This window comes from Stenotrophomonas sp. SrG (genome assembly GCF_050031795.1).
In the GTDB taxonomy this organism is placed as follows: Bacteria; Pseudomonadota; Gammaproteobacteria; order Xanthomonadales; family Xanthomonadaceae; genus Stenotrophomonas; species Stenotrophomonas rhizophila_A.
Genome location: NZ_JBNBBE010000025.1, coordinates 1 through 26442 on the forward strand (window position 1 = coordinate 1; position 26442 = coordinate 26442).

The window sequence follows — 26442 nt, forward strand, 5'->3', positions numbered from 1 at the left end:
CAAACGGGACGGATGCACTCGCTGCATCCGTCCCGTCGTTGCGGTCGAGAACGCAGGAACGGCTTACAGCCGTTCGCGAATCGTCTGGCGCAGCGCTTCGAGGTCCTTGGCGACTGCGTCGATGCCGGCGGCCAGCTTCTCGGTGGCCCTCGGGTCGGCCGCCAAGTCGGCGGCGAAGGTCGCGGCGTCGATCGGGGTGACGTTGACCGCTTCGGGGGCGCCCGCCACCAGCTTGCGCGGCAGTTCGCCGTGGTCGGCGTCCAGCTTTTCCAGCAGGTCCGGCGAGATGGTCAGGCGGTCGCAGCCGGCCAGTGCTTCGATCTGCGCGGTGGAACGGAACGAGGCGCCCATCACCACCGTCGGCGAGCCGCGGCGCTTGAACTCGGCGTACACGCCGCGCACGAACACCACGCCCGGGTCGGCGTCGATGTTGGCCGGGGCCTGGCCGTTGGCCACGTACCAGTCCAGGATCCGGCCGACGAACGGGGAGATCAGGAACGCGCCGGCCTCGCTGCAGGCCAGCGCCTGGGTCGGGTTGAAGATCAGGGTCAGATTGCAGTCGATGCCTTCGGCCTGCAGCTGGCGGGCGGCTTCCACGCCTTCCCAGGTGGCGGCGATCTTGATCAGCACCTTGCTGCGCGGCACGCCGGCCGCTTCGTACATGGCGATGAACTGGCGCGCCTTGGTCACCGTGTTCGCCGTGTCGTGCGCCAGGTCGGCGTCGACTTCGGTGGACACACGGCCCGGCACCAGCGTGCTCAGCAGCGTGCCCACGCCCACGGTGAGGCGGTCGGCCACGGCGTGCACGACAGTTTCGCGCTCGCCCGACTGCTCACGGCCCCAGGCCAGTTCGCGCTCGATCAGTTCGGCATAGACCGGCAGGTCGAGTGCCTTCTTGACCAGCGTGGGATTGGTCGTGCAGTCGACCGGCTTCAGGCGCTTGATCGCCTCGTAATCGCCGGTATCGGCCACGACCACGGACAGGTCGCGCAGCTGCGAAAGTTTGGACGGGGTTGCGGTGCTCATTGCGGCTCCTGGAACGTTACCTGGGCCCTGCGCGGTGCGTGGCAGGGACGATCAAATCTTGGGGGCGTGGACGGCCTTCACCCGCAGGCGCAGTTTGCGGCCGCCAGGTGCATCCCAGTCCATCGACTGGCCAACGGCCAGGCCCAGCAGTGCGGTGCCCACCGGTGCGAGGATGGAGACCTTGCCCTGGTCGACATCGGCTTCGCGCGGGTACACCAGCGTCAGCTCGTGCTTGTCGCCGTGCAGCTCATCTTCGCATTCCACCCGCGAATGCATCATGACCACGCCTTCGGGCATCTGTTCCGGCGCCACGACGGTCGCACGGTTCAACTCATCGGCCAGGGCCAGCGCCGCAGGCGTCTTGGCGACGGTGGGTCCGTCGAGCATGGCCTCGAGGCGGTCCATGTCGTGACTGGAAACGGTGATGGACGGCGGCAGGCCGCTGGCGGTAGACATCTGAAACTCCTTGATTATGGAAGACCCAAGCAAAAGGCGGCGCCTGCTGGCACCGCCTTGTCCTATTGTGCTGCCTATCCGCAGAGTATGCGACCCGGGCCCGGGGCACCCCGGCATGGCCGGTTCAGCGTGACCGTCAGGCCCGCGCCTGCAGCGGCTGCGGCCGGTCCGGGGCGCCATCGGCGGGGTCCAGCATGAACAATGCCTCCGGCAGCCGCTTGAACTGCTCGGCCAGCTGTTCCAGGAACCCGGTCATGGCCGAGCTGCGCCGCCAGGCCATCGCGATGCGCCGGCTGGGGCGGTCTTCGCCCTCGAAGTCGAGCAGACGAATGTTGTCCGAGCGCGGCACCGGCGGCTTCACCGACAGCGTCGGCAGCAGGGTGATGCCGACGTCGGCCGCGACCATCTGGCGCAGCGTCTCCAGGCTGGTGGCGCGGAATTCGGATTTCTCGTTGGCGCCGAACAGCCGGCACACCGCCAGCGCCTGGTCGCGCAGGCAGTGCCCGTCTTCAAGCAGCAGCAGCTTCTGCGAAGACAGTTCCTGCACGTCCAGGTGCAGGCGTCGCGCCAGCGGGTGCTGGCCGGAGACGGCCAACAGGAACGGTTCCTCGAACAGGAACTCGGCGTGCAGCTGGTCGTCGTCCAGGGGCAGTGCCAACAGCGCCGCGTCCAGCCGGCCGTCGCGCAGCCGGTGCAGGAGTTCGTCGCTTTTTTCTTCGACCAGCAGCAGTTCCAGCTGCGGGAAGCGTCCGCGGATGTTGGGGATGACGTGCGGCAGCAGGTAGGGGCCCAGCGTGGGGAAGATGCCCAGCCGGACCGTGCCCGCTTCCGGGTCGCGGCTGCGCCGCGCCGCTTCTTTCAATTGTTCGATTTCGCCCATGATCGAGCGCGCGCGGGCGGCCGCTTCCAGCCCGGCCGGGGTCAGCATCACCTTGCGCGGGGAACGTTCCACCAGCGGCAGGCCCAGCTCATCCTCGAGCTTGCGGATCTGGGTCGAGAGCGTGGGCTGGCTGACGAAGCAGGACGCCGCCGCGCGACCAAAGTGGCGATGGTCAGCCAACGCCACCAGATATTTCAGATCACGTAGGTTCATTTCCTTGTACCTCTAGACGGTAATGGACCGGGCGATGGCGTGGTTTCCCCAGCAGGTAAAAAAGGTTCCCCGCAAGCGGGGAACCGGACGTTTCAGGCAGCTTCGGCGACGGCGCCGCTGCTCTTGGGAACGGTAGTTCGGATCAGGTGGTCAAAAGCGCTCAGCGCGGCCGTCGAACCGGCGCCCATGGCGATGATGATCTGCTTGTAGGGTACGGTTGTGCAATCTCCCGCGGCGAACACGCCCGGAACACTGGTCTGGCCGCGGTCGTCAATGACCACTTCGCCGCGCGGCGACAGCGCCACCGCGTCCTTCAGCCACTCCGTATTGGGCAGCAGCCCGATCTGCACGAAGATGCCTTCCAGCTCGACCCGGTGGGCGTCGCCACCCACGCGGTCCTTGTAGACCAGGCCGTTCACCTTTTGACCATCGCCCAGCACTTCCTGGGTGAGCGCGCTGGTGATGATGGTGACATTGCCCAGGCTGCGCAGCTTCTTCTGCAGGACTTCATCGGCACGGAGTTTGTCGTCGAACTCCAGAAGGGTCACATGCGTCACGATGCCGGCCAGGTCGATCGCCGCTTCCACCCCGGAATTGCCGCCGCCGATCACCGCCACGCGCTTGCCCTTGAACAACGGGCCGTCGCAATGCGGGCAGTAGGCCACGCCCTTGTTGCGGTACTGGTCTTCGCCGGGCACGTTCATCTGGCGCCAGCGCGCACCGGTGGACAGGATCACCGAGCGCGACTTCAGCGATGCGCCGTTCTCCAGCTTGATCTCGACCAGGCCATCGTCGCCGGCCGGCACCAGGCCGCTGGCGCGCTGCAGGTTCATGATGTCCACGTCGTACTCGCGCACGTGCTGTTCCAGTGCCATGGCCAGCTTCGGGCCTTCGGTTTCCTTGACCGAGATGAAGTTCTCGATCGCCATGGTGTCCAGCACCTGGCCACCGAAACGCTCGGCTGCCACGCCGGTACGGATGCCCTTGCGGGCGGCGTAGATCGCCGCAGCGGCGCCGGCCGGGCCGCCGCCGATGACCAGCACGTCGTACGGCGCCTTCGCGGCGATCTTCGCCGCATCGCGCTTGGCCGAACCGGTGTCCAGCTTGGCCACGATCTGCTCCAGGCTCATGCGGCCCTGGTCGAACACTTCGCCGTTGAGGTACACGGTGGGCACGGACATGATCTGGCGCGCTTCGACCTCGGCCGGGAACAGGCCGCCGTCGATCGCCACGTGCTGGATGCGCGGGTTCAGCACCGCCGCCAGGTTGAGTGCCTGGACCACGTCCGGGCAGTTCTGGCAGGACAGCGAGAAGTAGGTCTCGAACCGGTACTCGCCTTCCAGCCCCTGTACCTGCTCGATCACCTCGGCCGTTGCCTTGGAGGGGTGGCCGCCGACCTGCAGCAGCGCCAGCACCAGCGAGGTGAATTCGTGTCCCATCGGCAGGCCGGCGAAGGCCAGGTGGATGTCCTGGCCCGGCGTGGTCAGCGCGAAGGAGGGGGTGCGCTCGGCGCCGTCGCGGCGCACGTCGAGGGTGATCTGGCTGGACAGGCTGACCAGGGTTTCCAGCAGCTCCAGCATCTCCTGCGACTTGGCGCCGTCGTCGGCGTGCGCGGTGATCTGGATCGGCCGGGTGACGCGTTCCAGGTAGGTCTTCAGCTGGGACTGGAGGTTGGCATCCAACATCGAAAAACTCCTTGATTCAGGCAAAGGAACGGCGTCGACGTACCACTACGGTACATCTGGGCGGCGTAGGGGTGAATCGAAACGGGCGCGGGCGCACCGGCTTGGATTCACCCCCACTCCCGTCGCAACGGGAATGGGGATGAGGCGTTGCTTAGATCTTGCCGACCAGGTCCAGCGACGGGGTCAGGGTCTTCTCGCCTTCCTTCCACTTGGCCGGGCACACCTGGTTCGGGTTGGCGGCGGTGAACTGGGCAGCCTTCAGCTTGCGCAGGGTCTCGGAGACGTCACGGGCGATCTCGTTGGAGTGGATCTCCAGGGTCTTGATCACGCCTTCCGGGTTGATGATGAACGTGCCGCGCAGGGCCAGGCCTTCTTCGGCAATGTGCACGCCGAAGGCGTTGGTCAGCTGGTGGGTCGGGTCGCCGACCAGCGGGAACTGGGCCTTGCCGACGGCCGGCGAGGTTTCGTGCCACACCTTGTGCGAGAAGTGGGTGTCGGTGGTGACGATGTACACCTCGGCACCGGCCTTCTGGAACTCGGCGTAATGATCGGCGGCGTCTTCAATCTCGGTCGGGCAGTTGAAGGTGAAGGCGGCCGGCATGAAGATCAGGACCGACCACTGGCCCTTCAGGGTGCTGTCCGACACCTTGATGAATTCGCCATTCTGGTAGGCGTTGGCTTCGAACGGCTTGATCTGGGTGTTGATGAGCGACATCGATATTCCTCGTGGTGAAGGGGGATGGGTGAAGCAGCCAACACAGAGTACCGCCTGGGTTTCGATAAGGAAAATGCATTGATTTCATCAATACGATAGATACAGTCTATCGAAACGGCCTGATTCCCGGGTGAACATGGGCCACTATTCATTCGTAGCCCATTGTATGGAAAGGACTTTCATCATTTCCTCGCGCCGCGCGGTGATAGCCGCAGGTTATCCGCCCGTCGCGGTGCCTGAACCGCCTTTCAGCGTCGCGAGGTGGCTGCGACAACCGGTCGCGGCGGCCGGCCCGTGCCGCCATTGGCCTACACTGCGCCCCCACCGACGCCCAAGCCCGCCATGACCGCCGCCCCACAGGAGATCCGCCAGCTGCTTGCCGCCGCCGCCCGCGTGCTGCCCGGGGTGGAAGGCCGGCACGAAGCCGAACTGCTGCTGCTGCATGTGTTGGGGCGTGAGCGCGGCTGGCTGTTCGCGCATGCCACCGACCTGCTCGACCCGGCCACGGCGGAGGCGTTCGCGGCGCTGCTGCAGCGTCGCATTGCCGGTGAGCCGGTGGCCTACCTGCTGGGCCGGCGCGGCTTCTGGACCCTGGACCTGGCGGTCAGCCCGGCCACCTTGATTCCGCGCCCGGAAACCGAACGGCTGGTCGAACTGGCCCTGGAGCGGCTGCCGGAGGGCGTGCCGCTGCGGATCGCCGACCTGGGCACCGGCAGCGGTGCCATTGCGCTGGCCCTGGCCAGTGAACGCCCGCTGGCGCAGATCGTGGCCACGGACATGAGTGGCGATGCGATCGCCGTCGCTGCCGGCAATGCCCGCCAGCATGGGCTGGCCAACGTCGCGTTCCGGCAGGGATCCTGGCATGCCCCCTTGGTCGGCGACCGCTTCGACCTGATCGCCAGCAATCCGCCGTACATCGCCAGCGACGACCCGCACTTGGCCGAGGGCGACCTGCGCTTCGAACCAGCCACCGCACTGGCGTCTGGCCACGACGGGCTGGACGACATCCGCCTGATCATCGCCGGCGCGCCCGTGCACCTGCAGCCGGGCGGTTGGCTGCTGATGGAACATGGGTGGGACCAGGGCGAAGCGATCCGCGCGCTGCTGGAGGGCGCCGGATTCGTCGAGGTGGAAACCGCGCTGGACCTGGAGCAGCGCGACCGGGTGAGCCTGGGACGGTGGCCCACCACCCAGCGGTAGAATGAGCGACCGTGATTCCACTGGAGCTCCACCCATGCGCACGCTGTACCCGGCCATCACCCCCTACGACGTTGGCAGCCTGAAGGTCGACGACCGCCACACGCTGTATTTCGAACAGTGCGGCAATCCGCAGGGCAAGCCGGTGGTGATGCTGCACGGCGGCCCCGGTGGCGGCTGCAGCGACAAGATGCGCCAGTTCCACGATCCGGCCAAGTACCGCATCATCCTGTTCGACCAGCGCGGTGCTGGCCGTTCCACCCCGCACGCCGACCTGGTGGACAACACCACCTGGGACCTGGTGGCCGACATCGAGAAGCTGCGCGAGCACCTGAAGGTAGAACGCTGGCAGGTCTTCGGCGGCAGCTGGGGTTCGACCCTGGCGCTGGCCTATGCCCAGACCCACCCGCAGCAGGTCACCGAGCTGGTGCTGCGTGGCATCTTCATGCTGCGCCGCTGGGAACTGGAATGGTTCTACCAGGAAGGCGCCAACCGCCTGTTCCCCGATGCGTGGGAACACTACCTGGCGCCGATCCCGGCGGTGGAACGCCACGACCTTATTTCCGCCTTCCACCGCCGCCTCACCAGCGACGATGAAGCCACCCGCCTGGCCGCGGCCAAGGCGTGGAGCGTGTGGGAAGGGGCCACCAGCTTCCTGCACGTGGATGCCGACTTCGTGAACAGCCATGAAGACCCGCGCTTCGCGCTGGCATTCGCGCGCATCGAGAACCACTACTTCGTCAACGGCGGTTTCTTCGAGGTCGAAGAACAGCTGCTGCGCGACGCGCACCGCATCGCCGACATCCCGGGCGTGATCGTGCACGGCCGTTACGACGTGGTGTGCCCGCTGCAGAATGCGTGGGAGCTGCACAAGGCCTGGCCGAAATCCACGCTCGAGATCAGCCCGGCATCGGGCCATTCCGCGTTCGAGGCAGAGACCATCGATGCGCTGGTGCGCGCGACGGATGGTTTCGCCGCCTGATGGATGTACCCACCCACGGTGGGTACCTGCCGGGGCTACGGGGTTGACCGCGCCGTGACGTCCAGCGCGGTGAACACCCGCGCCAGGCGTTCGGCCCACGCGCGCTGACCGGCGGCATCGGCGATCAGGTCCTGGCGGATTTCCAGCTCAACGTGCAGCAGCCCGCGGCCTTCACCATGCACCGGCACCGCGTAATCGCTGGTGCTGCTGACCGAATACGGTTCGTTGTCGCCCACCACCAGGTCGCCTTCGTCGCGCAGTGCCTGCAGCAGCGCATGCGCCAGGCGCGTGTCCTGGTGGTACAGCACCCCGGCATGCCACGGCCGGTCCGCACCGTTCATGCGCGGGGTGAAGCTGTGCATCATCACCAGCACCGTCGGGCGCTGCTGCCCGGCGCGTGCATCCAGCTCGGCGGCAATGCGCGCATGGTAGGGCGCGTGGATTGCATCGATGCGCTGCTGCCGCTGCGCGGCCGACAGCCCGGCGTTGCCCGGCACCACGGTATGGTCGCTGACCTCGGGAATCAGCGTCGGCGACGCCAACGGACGGTTGCAGTCGATCACCAGCCGCGAATAGGTCTGGGTGATCGCCCACGCGTCGAGCAACCGGGCCAGTTCGCGGGTGACCCCGGCAATGCCGATGTCCCAGCCGATATGGCGGTCGCGCTCGACCTGCGGCAGCCCCAGGTTCGCCAGCACCTCCGGCACCTGCTGGCCGGCGTGGTCGGTGATCAGCACATACGGCGAACGCCCGGCCGGATGCAACACGGTGAACGGTGCAGGATCCTTGGCGCCAAGCAGGGGCGTGGCCGCCAGCGGAAGCGCGCGGGAATCAGCCACGTGCGGTCCCATCCAGGTGGTGCTCGATCATCCACAGCCCAGCCCACAACTTCGCGTCCAGCTGGTAGCCCTGGCCCATCTTCTCCACCAGCCAGGCCGCCGCGCGGGCGCGCGGCACCTCATGCACGGTGATGTCCTCGCTGGCATCGCCGCCGCCTTCGCCGACCCTGCGCAGGCCGGTGGCGCGCACGAAGGCGATTTTCTCGCTGCTGGCACCGGAGGAGGTCGGGCCGATCATCAACACTTCGGCATGCCCGGCGGTCCAGCCGGTTTCTTCTTCCAGCTCGCGCACGGCGGAGTCTTCAATCGATTCTCCCGCGTCGATATCGCCGACCAGGCCGGCCGGCATCTCGATCGTCTTGGCCTGCAGCGGTACGCGGAACTGCTCGACGAACAGCACGTTGTCGTCGGGGGTGACGGCGATGATGATCGCGGCCAGTCCGCCGGCGTGGGTGCGTTCGCTGTACTCCCACGAGCCGCGCACGACCATGCGCTGGTACTTGCCTTCGTAGACGACCTTCGGGGCTTGCGTGTTGGGGCTCATGCGAACTCGCTTGCGGGAGGAGAAATATCGGGAATGCCGGCGGCGTTGAACAGCCGGCGCCGGGTCAGCGGACCAAAGCGCAGCGCCTCGCACAGGCCCTGCAGCATCTGCGGATCGGCGCTGGAACGGCTGAAATCGGCCTGCGCCGCATCCAGCGGTGCATCCAGCGCAATGGTGGTGAGCTGCCGCCACAGCAGTGCATGCTCACGCTGCTCGCGCAGCCGCACCGCCATCTGGGCGGCGCCGCGCAGGCGCAGGAACGGCACTTCGTCCAGCCGCTCGTAGAGGGTGTCCAGGCTGCCGAAATGGGCCAGCAGCACGGCCGCCGATTTGGCGCCGACGCCGCTCACCCCGGGAATGTTGTCGACCGCATCGCCGCACAGTGCCAGGTAATCGGCGATCTGGTGGGCATGCACGCCATGGCGGGCCTTGACCCCGGCCATGCCCCAGCGCTGGTTGCGGGCGTAATCCCATTGCTCGTCATGCTCGAACAGCAGCTGCGACAGGTCCTTGTCGGCCGAGATGATCACCCCGCGCATGCCGGCCGGGCGGCGCGCATGCAGCGCACTGCCGATCAGGTCGTCGGCCTCGTATTCGTGGTGGGCCAGCACGGTCAGGCCCAGCGCGCTGCACAGCGCCTTGCAGTGCGCGAACTGGCGGCGCAGCGCGTCGGGCGCGGGATCGCGGTTGGCTTTGTAGGCAGCGTAGAGGGTGTGGCGGAAGCAGCTGTCCAGCGCCTCGTCGAAGGCGATGGCGATGTGCTGCGGGCGCTCGCGCTCCAGCAGGTCGAGCAGGAAGCGGGCAAAGCCATGCACCGCGTTGGTCGGCCAGCCCTGCTGGTCCTGGAATTCATCGGGCATCGAATGCCAGGCCCGGAACACGTACAGGCTGGCATCCACCAGGTAGAGAGGCGTGTGCACTCAGCCCACCCAGTCCTGCAGCAGCGCGGCCGGATCAGGGCGCTCACGTTCGGGCACGGCGGTCTTCGGGGTGCCGATATGGATGAAACCCACGATCTGCTCATGCTCGGCCAGGCCCAGGTGGGCATGCACGGCCGGGTCGAACGCCATCCAGGCGGTCAGCCACTGGGCGCCAAAGCCCAGCGCCTGCGCGGCCTGCAAAAGCGCGAAGCAGACGCAGCCGGCGGTCATCAGCTGCTCCAGCTCGGGTACCTTCGGGCTGGGCGTAGGCGCGGCGATGACGGTGATGATCAGCGGCGCATGCGAAAAGCGCAGCCGGTCCTTCTCGACCTGTGCGTCGGAGGCATTGGGGTCGCGCTCGCGGCTGCGCCGGGCCAGGAACTCACCCAGCTGCAGGCGCGCATCGCCGGCGATGCGCAGGAAGCGGTAGGGCACCCGCTTGCCGTGGTCCGGCACGCGCACGGCCGAGGCCAGCATCCGCTGCAGGGTGGCCGGGTCCGGTCCGGGCGCGCCCAGTTGCAGGGCGGGAACCGAACGGCGGGCGTCCAGGGCTTGCAGCGCAGGGGAGTCGAGCATGGGGTCTCTGTCGGGCATCGGGGTGGCTCAGATTATAGTCGGGGCAGTTTGTGACCCGTCTTCCGGCGATCTCCTGCCCATTTGCGACAAAACGTGATGAACCTCACTTAATTAACGGCACTCCTTCACGTCGCTGTACTCGCTTCCCACCCGCGCTGGCCTTACGATACAAGGCCTGCCGGCACCCGGGTCATGAGGTTCAAAGTGCGGACTGTTTCACTGTCCCTGACCGGTGGGGCGTCCTACCATCCGTGTGCTGGTGTCTTGGGGACGCCCGTGCCTGTTGTATCCATGCTGCATTCTGTACCAGCGAGGGTGGGGAGCCTTTTCGCATGATCGCCACGCCCAACGTATCGGGACAGCCGGGTCGCGACCCGGCGCTGTTGAAGCTTGCACGCGAGGCCGCCCTGCCGGGCCTGGCCGAGTCTTTCGCGACCGTGATCGCCCGCTTCGACGACGTGCTGTTCGACCGTGCCGGCACCGCCGGCGCGTCGCAGCTGCTGTTCCTCGATGGCATGCGTGAACTGCGTCGGCGCCGTGAAGACATCGTGGCCGGTTTCCGTGGGCACCTGGCCAGGGCTTGGGACGCGCTGGAACACGCTGAGCCGCTGTCGGCCGAAGCCACGCTGGCCGGTGCGGGCGGGGAAGGGCTCAGCCTGGTCCCCGAGCACGTGCTGGAATCGCGGCTGGCGGTGCGCAACTTCGCCACCGTGCTGCTGCGTGACTGGAAGCCGGTACTGGGCCGGCTTGACCGCCGCCTGGGCTGGATCGCCGGCGGGCTGGAACTGAACGCCGACACCAACCCGATCAGCCCCGAACACATCGGCGTGGCCATCCATGAGGCCTTCGCAGACTGTGAACTGGCGCCGGAAGTGCGCCTGGTGCTGATCAAGCTGTGCGAGCGCGACCTGCACGCGCCGATCGGCAAGCGTTACGAGAAACTCGACGAACAACTGGCCGCTGCCGGTGTGATGCCGCAGATGGCCGCCCCGCGCCGCGCCACGCCGCGTCCGCCCACGCCCCGGCAGGAGCTGGACGAGCTGGTCCAGGCCCTGGAAACCGAAAGCGGCGCAGCCGACGAAGGTGCGGCCCCGGCCTGGGCACGGCGCTTCGCCGACCGCTGGGCGGCCAGCCGTGGCCGCATGCAGTCGGCGCAGGCCGCGCATGACCATGCAGCCGAAGGCCCGGACGGGATGAGCGGCAACCAGGGCATGTTGCTGGAAGCGCTGCACGAGCTGCTGCAGCAGACCCGGCATGTCCGCGAAGACGCGACCTCCGCCGCCAGCGTGGCGGTGGGGCAACAGCGCCCACTGAGCCAGCGCGAAATGATGTCGGTGCTGTCGCTGCTGCAGGCCACGCCGAGCGCGACCCTGCGCGCGGCGATCGGCGAAGACGGCGAATCGCTGGCCCAGCGGTTGAAGAGCGAAGTGCTGTCCGGGGCAACCCGGCTCGGCGTGGACCCGGCGCAGGCGCGCCTGGACCCGCAGGATGAAGATGCGATCGACCTGGTGGGCATGCTGTTCGATGTGATGCTGGACGAGCGCGACCTGGAAGGTCGCTCGCGCGAGCTGATCGGCCGGCTGGTGGTGCCCTTCGTGAAGGTGGCCATGCTCGACCGCCGCATGTTCGTGCAGAAGACCCACCCGGCGCGCAAGCTGCTCAATTCGCTGGCCGAGGCCTGCGAAGGCAACACCGGCGAGAGCCAGGCCGAGCGCGTGCTGATGGGCAAGGTCGAGGAAATCATCGAGCGGCTGGTGGCCGAGTTCAACGAGAACCTGGCCATCTTCCTGACGTTGGAAGAAGAATTCCGCGACTTCCTGGCCCAGCACCGCCGCCGCATCGAGATCGCCGAGCGCCGCGCCGCCGAGACCCAGCGCGGCCAGGAAAAGCTGGAAGTGGCGCGCACCCGCGCGGCATCCGAACTGGACTGGCGGATCGCCGATACGGCGCTGCCGCAGGCCATCGGCGATTTCCTGCGGCAGCCGTGGCAACACCATCTCACCCTGGCGGTGCTGCGCGAAGGCGACGACGGCCCTTCCGTGAGCGAGGCGCTCGCGTTGGCCGACGGGATCCTGGAAGAAGTGTCCGAAGCCCGGCGCCAGATCGTCGGCAAGCCGTGGCTGCAGGCATGGCACCCGGTGCTGCGCAAGGTGTTTGCCAGTGTCGGCGTACATGCCGATGGCGCCAACGCCGCGATCGATTCGCTGCATGACACGCTGCAGTCCATTGCCGAATCGCGCCCGGAACTGGAACGCGCGCTGCCGGAGCTGCCGCAGGTGGTCCTGCCGACGCCGCCGGCTGCGGACAGTGCGGGCGTGGAGCTGGGCAGCAAGGTCGACGTCACCGATTTCGATAATGCCGATGCCGACCGTTTCCGCGGCCTTGAAATCGGCAGTTGGCTCGATTTCGTCGACAAGGACGGCAAAGTCCAGGCCGGCAAACTGTCCTGGGTCAGCCCGATCTCGCAGCGCCTGCTGTTCGTGAACCGACGCGGCGTGCGTTTCTGCGTGGCCTCGCCGGAAGAACTGGCGGTCATGGTGCGCCTCGGCCGCCTGCGCGCGCACATCGACGATGGCGCCTTCGACAGCGCCATGCAGGGCGTGATCGATCGCCTGGATACCAAGGGCGCTACGGTTCACTGAAGTTGCGTTCAACGTCAACGTCAAACGTCAACGGCAGCGTTTCAGGTGCTACGTGCTGGGGAGGCCGACGGGCAGCCCCTTACGGGACACGCCGTAAACCCATCCCTGGGGGCTTGGCAAAAACATCCATGTTTTTGACAGTCCCTACAGGGGCTGCCCGCCGTCCTCCCCCGACAGTGGATCGCGCGCGGATGGAAGAATCAGCCACGCAGGGCGTGGCTCTACGCGGTTCACATGGCATCGGGGCAGGGTAGGGTCGGTTCCCAAACGACTGCCGTTGTAACATCCACGCCCGGTAACGCATGGAAATGATCCAAACGGCCTTTGATCTCCCATGGCCACCGCCACACCGTCAGAGGGTCGGCGGGTGCGGGGGTACGGGGGCTTTGCGAAACATGGATGTTTCGCAAGAGCCCCCATGGATGGGTTCACGGCGCCCCCCGTACCCCCGCACCCGCCGGCCCTGCGCGACAACGTGTCAGGCATCAGGCTGTTCGCCCAACTGCGTGAGGCTGCCGGCCAACGGCCGGCACTCCAGCAACGCCGGACTCCAGGTAGCGCTCAAAGAGGAAAGGCATCCAAACCAGCCAATCGGGTTACGATCCCACCACTTACCGCTGCTCGGGGACATGCATGGCTGTCGAGGTGTTGGGGGTCAAGGAACACGCGCAGGGCGAACGCCGCGTAGCGCTGACGCCGGAAACGGCGCGCAAGTACATCGCGCTGGGCGCCGCCGTGTGGATCGAACCGGGCGCCGGCACGCGCGCCGGCTTTACCGACCAGGCTTACCTGGATGTCGGCGCGCAGCTCGCCGATGACACCCGCCTGGGCCAGGCCGACATCGTGCTGTGCGTGCAGCCGCCGGAAACCGCGCGGCTGCGCCAGCTCAAGTCCGGTGCCAGCCTGGTCGGCATGCTGCACCCGCAGGCCGACGCCGAACGTGCCGGCGTGATCCAGTCACGTGGGCTGCAGGCATTTCCCTTGGAGCGCCTGCCGCGTACCACCCGTGCACAGTCCATGGACGTGCTCAGTTCGCAGGCCGGCATGGCCGGCTACAAGGCCACCCTGATTGCTGCCCAGCTGGCACCGCGCTTCTTCCCCATGCTGACCACCGCCGCCGGCACGATCCGGCCCTCGCGCGTGCTGGTGGTGGGGGCCGGCGTGGCCGGCCTGCAGGCCATCGCCACCGCGCGCCGGCTTGGGGCGCAGGTGGAGGGCTTCGATGTGCGCCCCGAAACCCGCGAACAGATTGAATCGCTCGGCGGCAAGTTCCTTGACCTTGGCGTCAGCGCGGTGGGCGAGGGCGGCTACGCCCGTCCGTTGACCGACGACGAGCGGGCCGAGCAGCAGCGCCGGCTGGGCGAGCACCTGCGGTTGGTCGATGTGGTGATCTGTACCGCCGCCGTGCCCGGCCGCCCTGCGCCGAAGATCGTCACCAGCGCGATGGTGCAGGGCATGCGCCCGGGCAGCGTGATCGTGGACCTGGCCGCTGAGACCGGCGGCAACTGCGAGGCGACCCGGCCGGGCGAAACCGTCGACGTCGGCGGCGTCACCGTGGACGGCCCGCTCAACCTGGCCAGCCAGGGCGCGGTGCACGCCAGCGAGATGTATGCGCGCAACCTTTACAACTTCGTCGCGCTGTTCCTGAAGGATGGCGCGGTGGCGTTTGACTGGGACGATGAGCTGCTGGCGAAAACGCGCTGGATTGCGAACTGATATCGCGCCGCCACGCAGGGCGTGGCGCTACCGCGGCGGCAGGTCCTTGACCGGATTGGCCTTCAGCCATTCCTGCCGCTGCTCCGGGCTCATGCGGCCCCAGCGCTCTCGCAGCGCATCGCGCTGGGCCGGGGTCATGCCGCGCATCTGCGCGAACAGCGCGCGGGCCTGCTCGCGCTGCTCCGGACTCATGTTCTCGAAACGGTGGCGGCCGCGCCGCGCCAGCTCGCGCTGTTCCGGGGTCATGCTCTGCCAACGCTGGCCATGCTGCAGCATGCGTTCGCGCTGTGGCGGCGGCGCGTCGTTCCAGCGGTCGCGCACCGGCGCGATCAGCGCATCGCGCTGCTGCGGGGTGAGCTTGTCCCACTCCGGCAGCGTCGAGGTCTGCGCGGCGCTGGCCGCGCTCAGCGAGAGCAGTACCAGTGCCAGGGTCAGTCGCGGTTTCATGTTCACTCCATTGCCAGGTCGGTGGCGCCCAGCCACAGGTACAGGTCCGGATTCTCGTCGAGCACGTCGCTGCTGTCATCCGCCGCCATGGCCGCCACCTGCATCGGGGTGGCTGCCGGCGGTCGGGCGGTGAAGCTGATGCCCAGGCCCAGCGCCACCACCAGCGAACACGCGGTGGCCAGCCACCAGCCGTGCGCGCGGGCCCGCTGCGGCGCATGCCGTGCGGCACGCAGGCGCGCCAGCGTGGCGGGAGAGAGCTGGGTCACCGCATGTGCGTGCAGCTGCGCCAGTGCGGCGTCATCGGGAAGGGTGGGGGGCACGGGGCGGCTCACAGTTCAATCTCCAGGTGCTGCTGCAGCGCCTGCCGGGCGCGCGAAAGATGGGTTTTGACCGCGCCCTCGCTGCAGCCCATGGCCGCTGCGGTCGTGGCGCCGTCGAGCTGCTGCAGCACGCGCAGGGTGAAGGCCTCGCGCTGGCGTGCAGGTAGATCGCGCAATGCCCTGACCAGCGCCGCGTACTGGTCGCGCTGCTCATGGGCCTGGGCCGGGCCGGGTCCAGGATCGGCCCAGTCGATGTCGTGGTCGCCGGCCAGCTCGTCGCTGCTGCGCCAGAACCGCAGCCGGAAGCCGCGGCGGCGCTGCAGGTCGACCACCCGGCGGCGCAGGATGCTCCAGAACAGCGGTGACCACTCCCCTGCCGGCTTGTCGCGGTAGGCCAGCATGCGCAGCATCGCGTCCTGCACCGCGTCCAGTGCGTCGTCGCGCTGGCGCAGCCCGGCCTCGGCGAAGCGGAACGCGCGCGGGCCGATGCCGGCCAGAAACGCATCCAGCGACACCGGCAACGCGGTTTCGGCATCGGCATCGTCAGCCAGGGGCGGCAGGGAGGGGCTCACCAGCACAGGGTAGCGCTCGCGCAGGGGGATACGGTGAGAACGCACCAGCGCGGCATCGGTTGACCGCCCTGCAGAACGGTTCAGCGCATGGTTATGATGCAGGGGACGGGATGACCGCCGGGAAGAGGGACAGCAATGAGCGACGGGTTCGTGGCGTTGTACATCTTCATGCTGGCTGCGATCGCAGGCCACGTGATCATTTCGCGGGTGCCGGTGATCCTGCATACCCCCCTGATGTCCGGGTCGAACTTCATCCACGGCATCGTGCTGATCGGCGCCATGGTGGTGCTGGGCCATGCGCAGACCCCGCTGGAAAAGATCATCGGCTTCATCGCCGTGGTGCTCGGCGCGGGCAATTCCGCCGGTGGCTACGTGGTGACCGAACGCATGCTGGACATGTTCAAGCCCAGCCAGAAGCGCGACGCCGGGGAGAAGGCGCCTTGAACGTCACCACCGCGCAACTGCTGCAGTGGCTGGTGCAGGTGAGCTACCTGGTTGCCGCCACCCTGTTCCTGCTCGGCCTGCAGCGCATGGCCTCGCCGATGACCGCGCGCAGCGGCATCCGCTGGGCCGGCCTGGGCATGCTGATCGCCACGGTGGCGACCTTCTTCCTGCCCGACCTGCACAACGTGCCGCTGATCCTGGCTGCGGTGGCGATCGGTACCGGCGTGGCGTGGTGGTCGGCCAAGCGCGTGGCCATCACCGACATGCCGCAGATGGTAGCGCTGTACAACGGCATGGGCGGCGGTTCGGCCGCCGCGATCGGTGCGGTGGAACTGCTGCGCTTCTCGTTCCTGGCCAACCGCGATACCAGCCACTGGAGCGCGCAGGCCATCGCCGAACTGAGCGCGCGCCAGCCTTCGGCCACGGTGCTGGCGCTGGCGGTGATCGGCTCGGCGATCGGGGCGGTGTCGCTGTCCGGCTCGGTCATCGCCTGGGCCAAGCTCGATGGCCGGCTGGACCGGCGGGTGACCTTCCCCGGCCAGCAGGCCTTCAACCTGCTGGTTGCGCTGGCGATGGTGGTGCTGGGCATCTGGGCGGCAGTGACCCTGAGCCCGGTGGCGATCATCAGCTTCTTCGTGGTCGCGCTGGCGCTGGGCGTGCTGATGACCCTGCCGATCGGCGGCGCCGACATGCCGGTGGTGATCTCGCTGTACAACGCGTTCACCGGCCTGGCGGTCGCTTTCGAAGGCTACGTGCTGGGCAACGAGGCGCTGATCATCGCCGGCATGATGGTCGGCGCGGCCGGCATCCTGCTCACCCGCCTGATGGCCAAGGCGATGAACCGGCCGATCAGCGGCGTGCTGTTCTCCAACTTCGGCGGCGGTGGCACGGCCCAGGAAATCACCGGCGCGCAGAAGCCGATCGAGGCCAGCGACGTGGCCGCGATGCTGGCGTTCGCCGAGCGCGTGGTGATCGTGCCCGGGTATGGCATGGCCGTGGCCCAGGCCCAGCACAAGGTATGGGAGCTGGCGCAGCGGCTGTTGGAACGCGGCATCAAGGTCAAATTCGCGATCCACCCGGTGGCCGGGCGCATGCCGGGGCACATGAACGTGCTGCTGGCCGAAGCGGGCGTGCCCTACGACCTGATCGCCGACATGGATGACATCAACCCTGAGTTCCCCACCACCGACGTGGTGCTGGTGATCGGTGCCAACGACGTGGTCAACCCGGTGGCGCGCACCGACCCGGCCAGCCCGATCTACGGCATGCCGATCCTGGACGTGGTCAACGCCCGCAACGTGGTGGTGATCAAGCGCGGCAAGGGCACCGGCTTCGCGGGCATCGAAAACGCGCTGTTCTACGCCGACAACGCCCGCATGCTCTACGGCGATGGCGCCGGTGCGGCCAGCGCGCTGGTCAGCGAGCTCAAAGCCCTCGACGGAGGGCATTGATCCGATCTGCGGGTCACGACCAACGGTGGTGACCTACCCCGATCGACGGTAGGCCACGACCGTTGGTCGTGGCGCGCTCAGCGCGAAATCCACCATCCGACGACAAGGGCGATGCCCAGCCACAACAGCTCGGCCACGCCGTTGGCCAGCTGAACCAACGTGAACGCCATGAACGGTCCCATCCGCAACGCTGATTCCCACGGATCCAGTCCCAGCGACCCGCCCAGGTAGGCCGAAGCGATCCCCCAGTTGGCTGCCAATGCCACCAGCACCGTGCCCAGCAGGGTCAACGCCACCCGCAGCAGGCCGCCGCGCAGGTTGCCCAGGCGCAGCATGAAACCCAGCTCCAGGGCCACCAGGACGGCCATCCAGCCTGCCTGGCGGCCGCTCAGCAGCGCGATGAACAACCAGGCCAGCGTGGCCGTGACAACTCCTAGCAACAACAGCGGGGGCCAGAGCCAGTGGGCGGACCTGGCGGGCGCAGAGGTGGGCGGCATGCATTCTTCCTTTGGTCCGCCACAGGATACCGGCTTGCGGGGTGACCGGCGCGTGGCCGGCCACTGGGCTAAAATGAGCGCCTTGCGGGAATCGGCCGCGACCCCATATCGATCCACATGTACTCCCGTAGCAGCGAACCCGTCCACTTCGAACGCGACTGCGAGGCCGTCATGGTCCCGCAGGGCGAAACGGTCACCTTGCCCGCCGGCAGCTATGGGTACATCACCCAGGCGCTGGGCGGCAGCTATACCGTATTTGTCGAAGGCAATCTGTTCCGCATCGCCGGCAAGGACGGCGACGCCATGGGCAAGGAACCGCCCGCGCCGCTGGAACTGCCCGCCGACGCCTCCGACGAGGAGGTCGAAAAGCTTGTCTGGCAGCAGCTGCGAACCTGTTTCGACCCGGAGATCCCCTTCAACATCGTCGACCTGGGCCTGGTCTACGAAGTGGAGCTCAAGCACCTGGATGACGGCCAGCGCGAGGTCGACGTCAAGATGACCCTGACCGCGCCGGCCTGCGGCATGGGCGATATCCTCGTCGACGACGTGCGCAGCAAGCTGGAAATGATCCCGACCGTGGTCGAAGCCGATGTCGAGCTGGTGTTCGACCCACCGTGGGGCCAGCACATGATGTCCGAGGCCGCCCGCCTTGAAACCGGCATGCTGTAATTGAACCCGTAACCAGAACAGGAAATTTCCGGTGTCCCAGTCTTCCGTGAGCTTCACCACCACCCGTTCCGCCCAGCCGCGCAGCAGCGAGGAGCGTGAACGCATCCTGGCCGCCCCCGGTTTTGGTCTGCACTTCACCGACCACATGGTGGAAGTGCGGTGGGACAAGGACACCGGTTGGCACAACGCCAGCGTGCGCCCGTACGGCCCGCTGCAGCTGGACCCGGCCGCCGCGGTGCTGCACTACGGCCAGGAAATCTTCGAAGGCATCAAGGCCTACCGCCATGCCGACGGCTCGATCTGGACGTTCCGCCCCGATGCCAACGGCCGCCGCCTGCAGCGTTCGGCGCAGCGCCTGGCGCTGCCGGAACTGCCGGTGGAGATCTTCGTCGAATCGCTCAAGCAGCTGATCGCCGTGGATGCCAGCTGGGTGCCGTCGGCCGACGAATCCAGCCTGTACTTCCGCCCGTTCATGATCGGGGATGAAGCCTTCCTCGGCGTGCGCGGCGCGCAGAAGGCCGGCTACTACGTGATCGCCAGCCCGGCAGGCCCGTACTTCGCCAAAGGCGTGGCCCCGGTGTCGATCTGGCTGTCCACCGAATATGCGCGTGCGGCCAAGGGCGGCACCGGTGCGGCCAAGTGCGGTGGCAACTACGCCGCCTCGCTGCTGCCGCAGCAGAAGGCGCAGGCGCAGGGTTGCTCGCAGGTGCTGTTCCTGGACCCGGTCGAAGGCAAGTACCTGGAAGAACTGGGTGGCATGAACGTGTTCCTGGTCTACAAGGACGGCACCCTGGTCACCCCGGCGCTGTCCGGCAGCATCCTGGAAGGCATCACCCGCGAAAGCATCCTGCAACTGGCGCGCGACCGCGGCATGAAGGTCGAAGAGCGCAAGGTGACCATCGACGAGTGGAAGCAGGGCGTGGCCTCGGGCGAGATCGCCGAAGTGTTCGCCTGCGGTACCGCGGCGGTGGTCACGCCGATCGGCCAGCTCAAGGGCGAGGGCTTCTCGGTGGGTGACCTGACCGCCCCGGCTGGCGAGGTGACCATGTCGCTGCGCAAGGAACTGACCGACATCCAGTACGGCCGCCTGCCGGACCGCCATGGCTGGCTGGTGCGCCTGGACGGCTGATCGTTCGACGCGCGCTGGATACCCAAGGCCCGCCTGGCAACAGGCGGGCCTTTTTCATGGGCGGCGCCTGCCGAGGACCGGTCTGAACGATCCAAACGGACCCAACTCATTGACGCGCAAGCAATGTCTTGCCCATGACGCGCAAGACAGTGACGCAGGACACGAATTGCGTCCGTCGTGACCGCATCGGCACGGGGAAGTTTCTTCACATTCACAAACCGTTGACCCGAAAAGTCTCAGATCGAAACTTTCACAAGCCTGAGAGCGGGCTGAAACATTGTTGGGCCGAATCGAAACCACTAGCGTCCGGGTTCGGGCGGTTTCGCAGGGGAAAGCCGATCCGTCTTCCAGGTTCGATCCAAGCCACCGCTCCACAGCGCCGGATCTGACCGACCTTTGCCGCCTCGACGGCTCCTCACTCTTGAAGGGAATTCCGATGTCTCATGATCCGCAGCGCTTGCGTCAGCGTGCCTTGGTTGTACTCGGTGGTTCGGTGCTTTCGACCCTGCTCCTGGCGGCGCCGGCATTCGCCGGCGACGTGCAGTTGAGTGGCCTGGCCTCGGCCCCGACCCACCAGCGTTTCATCGTCAAGTACAAGGACGGCGCCACCGACGTGGCCACCCCGACCGCACTGGCCAGTTCGCTCAAGGCCGCCGCCCAGGCCGTTCCCGCCGCGCAGGGGCGCGCGCTGGGCCTGCAGAAGCTGCGCCAGCTGGCCATCGGCCCGACCGTGGTCAAGGCCGACCGCCCGCTGGATGCCGCCGAATCGGAACTGCTGATGCGTCGCCTGGCCGCCGATCCGAACGTGGAATACGTCGAAGTCGACCAGCTGATGCACGCCACCCTGGTGCCCAACGACAGCCGCCTGTCCGAGCAGTGGGGCTTCGGCACCAGCAACGCCTCGATCAACGTGCGTCCGGCCTGGGACAAGGCCACGGGAACGGGCGTGGTGGTGGCGGTGATCGATACCGGCATCACCAACCATCCGGATCTGAACGCCAACATCCTGCCCGGCTATGACTTCATCAGCGATGCCGCGATGGCGCGCGATGGCGGTGGCCGCGACAACAATGCCAACGACGAAGGCGACTGGTACGCCGCCAACGAATGCGGCGCCGGCTACCCGGCTTCCAACTCCAGCTGGCACGGCACCCACGTGGCCGGCACCATCGCCGCGGTGACCAACAACACCACCGGCGTGGCCGGCACCGCCTACAACGCCAAGGTCGTTCCGGTGCGCGTGCTGGGCAAGTGCGGCGGCTACACCTCCGACATCGCCGATGCGATCGTGTGGGCATCCGGTGGCACCGTCAGCGGCGTGCCGGCCAATGCCAACCCGGCCGAAGTGATCAACATGTCCCTGGGCGGCGGCGGCACCTGCTCGACCACCTACCAGAACGCCATCAACGGCGCGGTCTCGCGCGGCACCACCGTGGTGGTGGCAGCGGGCAACAGCAACACCAACGTGTCCTCGTCGGTACCGGCCAACTGCGCCAACGTGATCGCGGTGGCCGCCACCACCTCTGCCGGCGCCCGCGCCAGCTTCTCCAACTACGGTGCCGGCATCGATGTCTCGGCGCCGGGCCAGGCGATCCTGTCCACGCTCAACAGCGGCACCACCGTGCCGGGCGCTGCGTCCTATGCGTCGTACAACGGCACCTCGATGGCGGCCCCGCACGTGGCCGGCGTGGTCGCGCTGGTGCAGTCGGTCGCGCCCACCGCGCTGTCGCCGGCGGCCATTGAAACGCTGCTCAAGAACACCGCACGGGCCCTGCCGGGCGCCTGCAGCGGCGGCTGCGGCGCGGGCATCGTCGATGCGGATGCGGCCGTCACCTCCGCGCTGGGCGGGACCAACCCGAACCCGGGCACCGGCACGCTGCAGAACAACGTGCCGGTCAGCGGCCTGGGTGCTTCCAGCGGTGCATCGCTGGCCTACACCGTGGCCGTGCCGTCGGGCCGCTCGCAGCTGAAGGTGACCATCGCCGGCGGCACGGGTGATGCGGACCTGTACGTGCGCTCGGGCAGCGCGCCCACCGACACCGTATACACCTGCCGCCCGTACCTGAGCGGCAACAACGAAACCTGCACGATCACCGCCCCGGCCGCGGGGACCTGGCACGTCCGGGTGAAGGCCTACAGCACCTTCTCCGGCGTGACCCTGACCGCGCAGTATTGATGTGATCGGTCACCCGACCAACGGTCGGGTGCTGCCGCAGGTAGGTGCCGACCGTTGGTCGGCACGCCCCACGCGTGACGCGGTTACCGCGTCACGCGTCTTCGAACCGGTTCGCCGCGACGTTCTTTCGCACGTGTTCGGGGTTCCAGATGCGGCCGTTCATGGCGATGTACACGCCCGGCTGCAGCGACTGCACCGCGCCGATCGCACAGCCGATGTTGAACTCGGCGTCCGAGCCGCGGAAGCGCGCCGGGCTGAGCGCGCCGGTCATGACGATGGTCTTGTCGGGGATGCTCTTGAGCACCCGGCCGGTCTGCACCATCGAATCGGTGCCGTGGGTGACCAGCACGTGACGGGTCGGCTGCGCGGCGATGGTGGCGCGGATCAGCTCGCGGTCTTCGTCGGTGATGTGCAGCGAATCCTTGCGCAGGATCGGAATCACGTTGAAGCGGAAGGTCACGCCCAGCTCGCGCAGGATCATCCCGATCTGGGGATCGCCGATCTGGTAGTCCGACTTGTCGTCGAAGTAGATCTTGTCGATCGTGCCACCGGTGGTGATGATCAGTAGTTCTTCCATTGCAGGCTTCCTGGAGTGCGGGCGGTACCGCGCGGCAACACCCGCGCTGGGTGCCCATGATACGGCTGCCGGCGCCCGCCCGCAGCCGCGCGCGAGGCGCTCAACGCTTCGAGAAACGCCGGCGCAGGCCGGGCGCGCTGGATATCCCGATCACCGCCAGGGCCAGCAGCAGTTCCAGCCAGGCAAAGTGCGCGGTTTCCGGGTGGCTCCAGGCACTCATCACGCCGTGGCTGAACCAGAACAGCGCCAGCACCCCGGCCCAGAACATCGCCTTGCCCCGCCCCGTGACCACGCCGAGCGCCAGCAGCAGCGGCGGGGCGGTGAAGACCAGCTGGCTGGCCAGCCAGTGCCGGTCATGCGCGAACCACACCGCAAACAGCGCCGCCAACGCCAGCAGCACGGTGGCCAACGTCCACTTCTGCGCGCGCGGGCTCATCCCAGCCGCCGCGCGATATCGGCCACGCGCCGGCCGAGCGCGCGCGCCAGGATCGCTTCGTCCTCGCTCGGCACCGGGTTGTCGTCGGCACCGGCCACGTGGCTGGCACCGTAGGGGGTGCCGCCGGTGGTGGTATGGCTCAGCGCCGGCTCGGTGAACGGAATGCCCACGATCAGGCAGCCGTGGTGCAGCAGCGGCACCTGCATCGACAACAGCGTGGATTCCTGCCCGCCATGCAGCGACGCGGTGGAGGTGAACACCCCGGCGGGCTTGCCGGCCAGCGTGCCGTTGACCCACTCGGCCCCGAGCCCGTCGAGGAAATGCTTGACCGGCGCGGCCATGTTGCCGAACCGCGTCGGGCTGCCCAGCAGCAGGCCGCTGCACTCGGCCAGGTCCTCCACGCTCACGTAGGGCGCACCGTCATCGGGCACCGGCGGCCGCGCGGTCTGGGTGACCGCTGCCACCGGCGGCACCGTGCGCAGGCGCGCGCTCATGCCGGGCACTTCGCCGATGCCACGCGCGATCTGGCGCGCAAGCCGCGCCACCGAACCGCCGCGGCTGTAATACAGCACCAGGATCTCCGCCATCTCGCTTCCGTTGTGTCCAGTCTGTCCGCAGTATGGCATTGCCTCCACCCGGCTTCAGGTACGCTTGCCACGATGGAACCCCTGGACACCCTCAACCTGTGGATGGAACGCGTGCGCGATCGCGCCCGTACCGCCAGCTTCGGTCGCTTCCTGTGGCGCCGCTTCCTCGACGACCGCCTGTTCCAGGCCGCCGCCTCGCTGGCCTACACCACCGTGTTCGCGCTGGTGCCGCTGGCGATCGTGGTGTTCGGCGTGCTCTCGGCGTTCCCGGTGTTCGACCGCTGGAGCGACACGCTCAGCGACTACGTGTTCTCCAACTTCGTGCCCAACGCCGCGCGCGCGGCCGAAGGCTACCTGCGCCAGTTCTCGGCCAGTGCCGGGCAGCTCACCGCCGCCGGCTTCATCGCGCTGGTGGTGTCGCTGCTGATCACCCTCAACAGCGTCGAGCAGACCTTCAACCAGATCTGGCGGGTCAGTTCGGCGCGGCCCAAGCTCACCCGCTTCCTGGTCTATTGGACCGTGCTGACCCTGGGCGCGATGCTGGCGGCCGCGTCGCTGGCCGTATCGGCCCGCGTGTTCGCGCTGCCGCTGTTCGGCACCAGTGAAGGCCGCCTGCTGGCCAATGCATCGTTGACCCTGGCGCCGATCCTGATCGAGTTCGTCTGCATCATGCTGGTCTACCGGGTGGTGCCGCACCACACGGTGAAGTGGCGGCATGCCATTCCCGGCGCGATCCTCGCGGCAGTGATGCTGGAGCTGGTGAAGTGGGGCATGGGCGCCTACCTGGGCAGCTTCCAGTCCTACCAGAAGCTTTACGGCACGGTGGCCTTCGTGCCGATCCTGCTGCTGTGGATCTACCTGTGCTGGGTCTCGGTGCTGCTGGGTGCCTCGCTGGCCTCGTCGATCGCCGCGTTCCGCTACCAGCCGGCCGACCTGCGCCTGCCCACCGGCTACGAACTGTATGGCCTGCTGCGCCTGATCGGCCGCTTCCACCAGGCGCGCATGGACGGACGCGGGCTGGACGAAGACGAGATTCTGGGGCTGGAGCCGATGCTGACCGACTCGCTGCTGCAGAGCATGCTCTGCGACCTGGAAGCGATCCGGGTGGTGCGCCGCGACGAACAGGGCCAATGGCTGCTGTCGCGCGACCTGGACAAGCTCACCCTGGCCGACCTCTACGAATCCACGCAGCTGCGCATTCCGGTCAAGGAAGCCTACCTGCCTTATCGCGACGACAGCCTCGGTACCGCCTCGGTGGCGGCGCTGGATGCCCTGCGGCTGCCGCTGCGCGAGCTGCTCAAGCGCCGCGTCAGCGATATCTATTCCCCGTCTGGAGACACCCCATGACCTTCAAGCCCCTGCTGCTGGCCGTCGGCCTGCTCGCCCTGGCCGGCTGCAACAAGCCGGCACCGCAGCCCGAAGCGGCCGCCCCGGCGCCGGCCCCCGCAGCAGAACCGGCCGCCCCGGCCGCCGACCCCGCCACGCCCGACCTGGAGCGCAAAACCGTGGCGCAGCCGCGCCTGGTGCTGCCCGCCCTCGACGGAACCACGTACGACCTGGCCGCACATCGCGGCAAATGGGTGGTGGTGAACTTCTGGGCGACCTGGTGCGCGCCGTGCCGCAAGGAAATGCCGGAGCTGTCGGCACTGCATGCCATGCGCGAGGAGATCGAAGTGGTCGGCCTGGCCTACGAAGACATCGAGCCGGAGGAGATGAAGGCGTTCCTGCAGAAGCTGCCGGTGACCTACCCGATCGTGCTGGTGGACACCTACAACCCGCCGGAAGACTTCGCCGTGCCGCGCGGCCTGCCGCTGACCTACCTGATCGCCCCGGACGGCAAGGTCGCCAAGGAATTCCTGGGCCCGGTCACCGCCCACGACATCGAGGCGCGGATCGCAGCCAGGTAACGGCACCTCATTCGATGGGGTAACCGTCGATCGGCTTCAACACGCCGAAATGCTCTTCGTGCAGTTTGCCTTCCAACGGCGGCAGGTCCGGGATGGGATCGTCCACCCCGGTATCGGGCAGGCGATCCAGCAGGTTGCGGATCAATCCCAGCCGCCCGCGCTTCTGGTCGTTGAAGTCCACCAGCGTCCACGGCGCCTCTTCCCGATGCGTCGCGCGCAACATCGCCTCGCGCGCCTCGGTATACGCGGTGTACTTGCTGCGCGATTTGAGGTCCACCGGTGACAGCTTCCAGCCCTTGAGCGGGTCGAGGTGGCGCTCGGCAAAGCGTTTCTCCTGCTGCACCTGATCGACCGTGAGCCAGTACTTGAACAGCAGGATGCCATCGTCCACCAGCAGCTTCTCGAACACCGGCGCCTGCGCCAGGAACGCGTGGTACTCGGCCTCGGTGCAATAGCCCATCACGTGCTCGACCCCGGCCCGGTTGTACCAGCTGCGGTCCATCAGCACGATCTCGCCGGCAGCCGGCAGGTGCGACACATAGCGCTGGAAGTACCACTGGGTACTTTCGCGGTCGGTCGGCTTGGGCAGCGCCACCACCCTGCACTGGCGGGGGTTGAGGTGCTCGGCGATGGCCTGGATGGCGCCGCCCTTGCCGGCGGTATCGCGGCCCTCGAACAGCACCAGCACGCGCTGCCCGGTATGCTGGGCCCAACGCGCCATCGCCGTGAGTTCGAGCTGCATCGGTTCAAGCAGTGCCTGGTACGCCTTGCGCTTGAGCTTGCCCATCGGTGCGGGATTCCGGCTGACAGAAGAAACCCGAGCCTAGCGCAGTGGGTAG

At 67.7% G+C, this 26442-nt stretch carries 28 protein-coding genes; 11 read left to right on the top strand and 17 right to left on the bottom strand.

Annotation, left to right across the window (positions count from 1 at the left end; genetic code table 11):
- Positions 1-63: 63 nt before the first annotated feature.
- The 5 genes from ACQG3P_RS17880 to ahpC all read right to left on the bottom strand — a co-directional run bounded on the left by ACQG3P_RS17880 (position 64) and on the right by ahpC (position 4975).
- Entirely contained in the window at positions 64-1026 is a 963-nt protein-coding gene (locus ACQG3P_RS17880) for a transaldolase (RefSeq protein WP_426805789.1), read from the bottom strand.
- A gap of 51 nt (positions 1027-1077) precedes the next feature.
- Positions 1078-1482, bottom strand: a complete 405-nt coding sequence (gene rnk / locus ACQG3P_RS17885) for a nucleoside diphosphate kinase regulator (protein WP_068849359.1) — start codon at positions 1480-1482, stop codon at positions 1078-1080.
- A 136-nt stretch (positions 1483-1618) separates the two neighbouring features.
- Positions 1619-2575, bottom strand: coding sequence for a LysR substrate-binding domain-containing protein (locus ACQG3P_RS17890; protein ID WP_068849361.1), 957 nt, complete (start codon positions 2573-2575; stop codon positions 1619-1621).
- 92 nt (positions 2576-2667) lie between these two features.
- Positions 2668-4260, bottom strand: coding sequence for an alkyl hydroperoxide reductase subunit F (ahpF, locus tag ACQG3P_RS17895; protein WP_093532920.1), 1593 nt, complete (start codon positions 4258-4260; stop codon positions 2668-2670).
- Between the two features lie 151 nt (positions 4261-4411).
- Positions 4412-4975: an alkyl hydroperoxide reductase subunit C gene (gene ahpC, locus ACQG3P_RS17900; protein ID WP_068849365.1), complete on the bottom strand. Its 564-nt coding sequence runs from the start codon at positions 4973-4975 to the stop codon at positions 4412-4414.
- Between the two features lie 342 nt (positions 4976-5317).
- Here ahpC and prmC point away from each other — a divergent pair, with 342 nt between their 5' ends.
- Both prmC and pip read left to right on the top strand, forming a co-directional pair.
- Positions 5318-6175 carry a peptide chain release factor N(5)-glutamine methyltransferase gene (gene prmC / locus ACQG3P_RS17905; protein ID WP_426805790.1) on the top strand — a complete coding sequence of 286 codons (858 nt, stop codon included), beginning with the start codon at positions 5318-5320 and terminating at the stop codon, positions 6173-6175.
- A gap of 34 nt (positions 6176-6209) precedes the next feature.
- Positions 6210-7154 carry a prolyl aminopeptidase gene (gene pip / locus ACQG3P_RS17910; protein WP_068849368.1) on the top strand — a complete coding sequence of 315 codons (945 nt, stop codon included), beginning with the start codon at positions 6210-6212 and terminating at the stop codon, positions 7152-7154.
- A gap of 35 nt (positions 7155-7189) precedes the next feature.
- Here the strand turns inward: pip and ACQG3P_RS17915 are convergent, their stop codons facing one another.
- From ACQG3P_RS17915 to ACQG3P_RS17930, 4 genes are read right to left on the bottom strand one after another with little or no spacing between them, the layout of a single operon-like run.
- Positions 7190-8005 (bottom strand): N-formylglutamate amidohydrolase, encoded by an 816-nt coding sequence (locus tag ACQG3P_RS17915; RefSeq protein WP_426805791.1) that lies wholly within the window; start codon positions 8003-8005, stop codon positions 7190-7192.
- Positions 7986-8537: an NUDIX hydrolase gene (locus tag ACQG3P_RS17920; protein ID WP_217537069.1), complete on the bottom strand. Its 552-nt coding sequence runs from the start codon at positions 8535-8537 to the stop codon at positions 7986-7988. The genes ACQG3P_RS17915 and ACQG3P_RS17920 overlap by 20 nt, the downstream gene beginning before the upstream one ends.
- Complete coding sequence (locus ACQG3P_RS17925) at positions 8534-9457, bottom strand: 5'-3' exonuclease (protein ID WP_217537071.1); 924 nt, start codon at positions 9455-9457, stop codon at positions 8534-8536. Before ACQG3P_RS17925 ends, ACQG3P_RS17920 begins: the two co-directional genes overlap by 4 nt.
- Positions 9458-10033 (bottom strand): nitroreductase family protein, encoded by a 576-nt coding sequence (locus ACQG3P_RS17930; protein ID WP_426805792.1) that lies wholly within the window; start codon positions 10031-10033, stop codon positions 9458-9460.
- A gap of 332 nt (positions 10034-10365) precedes the next feature.
- Here ACQG3P_RS17930 and ACQG3P_RS17935 point away from each other — a divergent pair, with 332 nt between their 5' ends.
- Both ACQG3P_RS17935 and ACQG3P_RS17940 read left to right on the top strand, forming a co-directional pair.
- Positions 10366-12675: a DUF1631 domain-containing protein gene (locus ACQG3P_RS17935; protein ID WP_426805793.1), complete on the top strand. Its 2310-nt coding sequence runs from the start codon at positions 10366-10368 to the stop codon at positions 12673-12675.
- A gap of 633 nt (positions 12676-13308) precedes the next feature.
- Positions 13309-14391 (top strand): NAD(P) transhydrogenase subunit alpha, encoded by a 1083-nt coding sequence (locus ACQG3P_RS17940; RefSeq protein ID WP_426805794.1) that lies wholly within the window; start codon positions 13309-13311, stop codon positions 14389-14391.
- Between the two features lie 27 nt (positions 14392-14418).
- Here ACQG3P_RS17940 and ACQG3P_RS17945 read toward each other — a convergent pair whose 3' ends face one another.
- The 3 genes from ACQG3P_RS17945 to ACQG3P_RS17955 are packed head-to-tail and all read right to left on the bottom strand — an operon-like array spanning position 14419 to position 15736.
- Positions 14419-14838: a DUF3106 domain-containing protein gene (locus ACQG3P_RS17945; protein WP_426805795.1), complete on the bottom strand. Its 420-nt coding sequence runs from the start codon at positions 14836-14838 to the stop codon at positions 14419-14421.
- Between the two features lie 2 nt (positions 14839-14840).
- Entirely contained in the window at positions 14841-15158 is a 318-nt protein-coding gene (locus ACQG3P_RS17950; RefSeq protein ID WP_307107422.1) for a hypothetical protein, read from the bottom strand.
- 8 nt (positions 15159-15166) lie between these two features.
- Positions 15167-15736 (bottom strand): RNA polymerase sigma factor, encoded by a 570-nt coding sequence (locus ACQG3P_RS17955; protein ID WP_068849388.1) that lies wholly within the window; start codon positions 15734-15736, stop codon positions 15167-15169.
- Positions 15737-15865: 129 nt separating this feature from the next.
- Here ACQG3P_RS17955 and ACQG3P_RS17960 point away from each other — a divergent pair, with 129 nt between their 5' ends.
- Complete coding sequence (locus ACQG3P_RS17960) at positions 15866-16174, top strand: NAD(P) transhydrogenase subunit alpha (RefSeq protein ID WP_426805796.1); 309 nt, start codon at positions 15866-15868, stop codon at positions 16172-16174.
- Complete coding sequence (locus ACQG3P_RS17965) at positions 16171-17625, top strand: NAD(P)(+) transhydrogenase (Re/Si-specific) subunit beta (protein WP_184124859.1); 1455 nt, start codon at positions 16171-16173, stop codon at positions 17623-17625. The genes ACQG3P_RS17960 and ACQG3P_RS17965 overlap by 4 nt, the downstream gene beginning before the upstream one ends.
- 77 nt (positions 17626-17702) lie before the next feature.
- On the opposite strand, the gene ACQG3P_RS17970 is transcribed toward ACQG3P_RS17965, so the two are convergent.
- On the bottom strand, positions 17703-18122 hold the full coding sequence (locus ACQG3P_RS17970) for a hypothetical protein (RefSeq protein WP_184124861.1): 420 nt from the start codon (positions 18120-18122) through the stop codon (positions 17703-17705).
- Positions 18123-18239: 117 nt separating this feature from the next.
- Here ACQG3P_RS17970 and sufT point away from each other — a divergent pair, with 117 nt between their 5' ends.
- The 3 genes from sufT (at position 18240) to ACQG3P_RS17985 (ending at position 22096) form a co-directional block, all read left to right on the top strand.
- Positions 18240-18791, top strand: coding sequence for a putative Fe-S cluster assembly protein SufT (sufT, locus tag ACQG3P_RS17975; protein ID WP_068849396.1), 552 nt, complete (start codon positions 18240-18242; stop codon positions 18789-18791).
- 31 nt (positions 18792-18822) lie between these two features.
- Complete coding sequence (locus tag ACQG3P_RS17980) at positions 18823-19920, top strand: branched-chain amino acid aminotransferase (protein WP_093534546.1); 1098 nt, start codon at positions 18823-18825, stop codon at positions 19918-19920.
- Positions 19921-20356: 436 nt separating this feature from the next.
- Positions 20357-22096 carry a S8 family peptidase gene (locus tag ACQG3P_RS17985; RefSeq protein WP_320459099.1) on the top strand — a complete coding sequence of 580 codons (1740 nt, stop codon included), beginning with the start codon at positions 20357-20359 and terminating at the stop codon, positions 22094-22096.
- Between the two features lie 91 nt (positions 22097-22187).
- Here the strand turns inward: ACQG3P_RS17985 and ACQG3P_RS17990 are convergent, their stop codons facing one another.
- The 3 genes from ACQG3P_RS17990 to wrbA form a co-directional block, all read right to left on the bottom strand.
- Positions 22188-22673, bottom strand: a complete 486-nt coding sequence (locus tag ACQG3P_RS17990) for an asparaginase domain-containing protein (protein WP_068849402.1) — start codon at positions 22671-22673, stop codon at positions 22188-22190.
- A gap of 100 nt (positions 22674-22773) precedes the next feature.
- Positions 22774-23109 carry a DUF2069 domain-containing protein gene (locus tag ACQG3P_RS17995; RefSeq protein ID WP_426805797.1) on the bottom strand — a complete coding sequence of 112 codons (336 nt, stop codon included), beginning with the start codon at positions 23107-23109 and terminating at the stop codon, positions 22774-22776.
- A complete protein-coding gene (wrbA, locus tag ACQG3P_RS18000; protein WP_068849405.1) occupies positions 23106-23696 on the bottom strand; it encodes an NAD(P)H:quinone oxidoreductase in 591 nt (196 codons plus the stop codon). The genes ACQG3P_RS17995 and wrbA overlap by 4 nt, the downstream gene beginning before the upstream one ends.
- A 72-nt stretch (positions 23697-23768) precedes the next feature.
- On the opposite strand from wrbA, the gene ACQG3P_RS18005 reads away from it, so the two are divergent.
- Both ACQG3P_RS18005 and ACQG3P_RS18010 read left to right on the top strand, forming a co-directional pair.
- Positions 23769-25043: a YihY family inner membrane protein gene (locus ACQG3P_RS18005; protein WP_068849407.1), complete on the top strand. Its 1275-nt coding sequence runs from the start codon at positions 23769-23771 to the stop codon at positions 25041-25043.
- Positions 25040-25603: a TlpA family protein disulfide reductase gene (locus ACQG3P_RS18010; RefSeq protein WP_426805798.1), complete on the top strand. Its 564-nt coding sequence runs from the start codon at positions 25040-25042 to the stop codon at positions 25601-25603. Before ACQG3P_RS18005 ends, ACQG3P_RS18010 begins: the two co-directional genes overlap by 4 nt.
- A gap of 7 nt (positions 25604-25610) precedes the next feature.
- Here ACQG3P_RS18010 and ppk2 read toward each other — a convergent pair whose 3' ends face one another.
- The gene (gene ppk2, locus ACQG3P_RS18015; RefSeq protein ID WP_426805799.1) at positions 25611-26390 is read right to left on the bottom strand and encodes a polyphosphate kinase 2; all 780 of its coding nucleotides are present in this window, start codon (positions 26388-26390) and stop codon (positions 25611-25613) included.
- Positions 26391-26442 lie beyond the last annotated feature (52 nt).

Bases quoted from the DNA above. Each gene is read 5' to 3' on its own strand.
- ACQG3P_RS17880 (WP_426805789.1), bottom strand. From the start codon at position 1,026: ATGAGCACCGCAACCCCGTCCAAACTTTCGCAGCTGCGCGACCTGTCC.
- rnk (WP_068849359.1), bottom strand. From the start codon at position 1,482: ATGTCTACCGCCAGCGGCCTGCCGCCGTCCATCACCGTTTCCAGTCAC.
- ACQG3P_RS17890 (WP_068849361.1), bottom strand. From the start codon at position 2,575: ATGAACCTACGTGATCTGAAATATCTGGTGGCGTTGGCTGACCATCGC.
- ahpF (WP_093532920.1), bottom strand. From the start codon at position 4,260: ATGTTGGATGCCAACCTCCAGTCCCAGCTGAAGACCTACCTGGAACGC.
- ahpC (WP_068849365.1), bottom strand. From the start codon at position 4,975: ATGTCGCTCATCAACACCCAGATCAAGCCGTTCGAAGCCAACGCCTAC.
- prmC (WP_426805790.1), top strand. From the start codon at position 5,318: ATGACCGCCGCCCCACAGGAGATCCGCCAGCTGCTTGCCGCCGCCGCC.
- pip (WP_068849368.1), top strand. From the start codon at position 6,210: ATGCGCACGCTGTACCCGGCCATCACCCCCTACGACGTTGGCAGCCTG.
- ACQG3P_RS17915 (WP_426805791.1), bottom strand. From the start codon at position 8,005: ATGGGACCGCACGTGGCTGATTCCCGCGCGCTTCCGCTGGCGGCCACG.
- ACQG3P_RS17920 (WP_217537069.1), bottom strand. From the start codon at position 8,537: ATGAGCCCCAACACGCAAGCCCCGAAGGTCGTCTACGAAGGCAAGTAC.
- ACQG3P_RS17930 (WP_426805792.1), bottom strand. From the start codon at position 10,033: ATGCTCGACTCCCCTGCGCTGCAAGCCCTGGACGCCCGCCGTTCGGTT.
- ACQG3P_RS17935 (WP_426805793.1), top strand. From the start codon at position 10,366: ATGATCGCCACGCCCAACGTATCGGGACAGCCGGGTCGCGACCCGGCG.
- ACQG3P_RS17940 (WP_426805794.1), top strand. From the start codon at position 13,309: ATGGCTGTCGAGGTGTTGGGGGTCAAGGAACACGCGCAGGGCGAACGC.
- ACQG3P_RS17945 (WP_426805795.1), bottom strand. From the start codon at position 14,838: ATGAAACCGCGACTGACCCTGGCACTGGTACTGCTCTCGCTGAGCGCG.
- ACQG3P_RS17960 (WP_426805796.1), top strand. From the start codon at position 15,866: ATGAGCGACGGGTTCGTGGCGTTGTACATCTTCATGCTGGCTGCGATC.
- ACQG3P_RS17970 (WP_184124861.1), bottom strand. From the start codon at position 18,122: ATGCCGCCCACCTCTGCGCCCGCCAGGTCCGCCCACTGGCTCTGGCCC.
- sufT (WP_068849396.1), top strand. From the start codon at position 18,240: ATGTACTCCCGTAGCAGCGAACCCGTCCACTTCGAACGCGACTGCGAG.
- ACQG3P_RS17985 (WP_320459099.1), top strand. From the start codon at position 20,357: ATGTCTCATGATCCGCAGCGCTTGCGTCAGCGTGCCTTGGTTGTACTC.
- ACQG3P_RS17990 (WP_068849402.1), bottom strand. From the start codon at position 22,673: ATGGAAGAACTACTGATCATCACCACCGGTGGCACGATCGACAAGATC.
- ACQG3P_RS17995 (WP_426805797.1), bottom strand. From the start codon at position 23,109: ATGAGCCCGCGCGCGCAGAAGTGGACGTTGGCCACCGTGCTGCTGGCG.
- wrbA (WP_068849405.1), bottom strand. From the start codon at position 23,696: ATGGCGGAGATCCTGGTGCTGTATTACAGCCGCGGCGGTTCGGTGGCG.
- ACQG3P_RS18005 (WP_068849407.1), top strand. From the start codon at position 23,769: ATGGAACCCCTGGACACCCTCAACCTGTGGATGGAACGCGTGCGCGAT.
- ACQG3P_RS18010 (WP_426805798.1), top strand. From the start codon at position 25,040: ATGACCTTCAAGCCCCTGCTGCTGGCCGTCGGCCTGCTCGCCCTGGCC.
- ppk2 (WP_426805799.1), bottom strand. From the start codon at position 26,390: ATGGGCAAGCTCAAGCGCAAGGCGTACCAGGCACTGCTTGAACCGATG.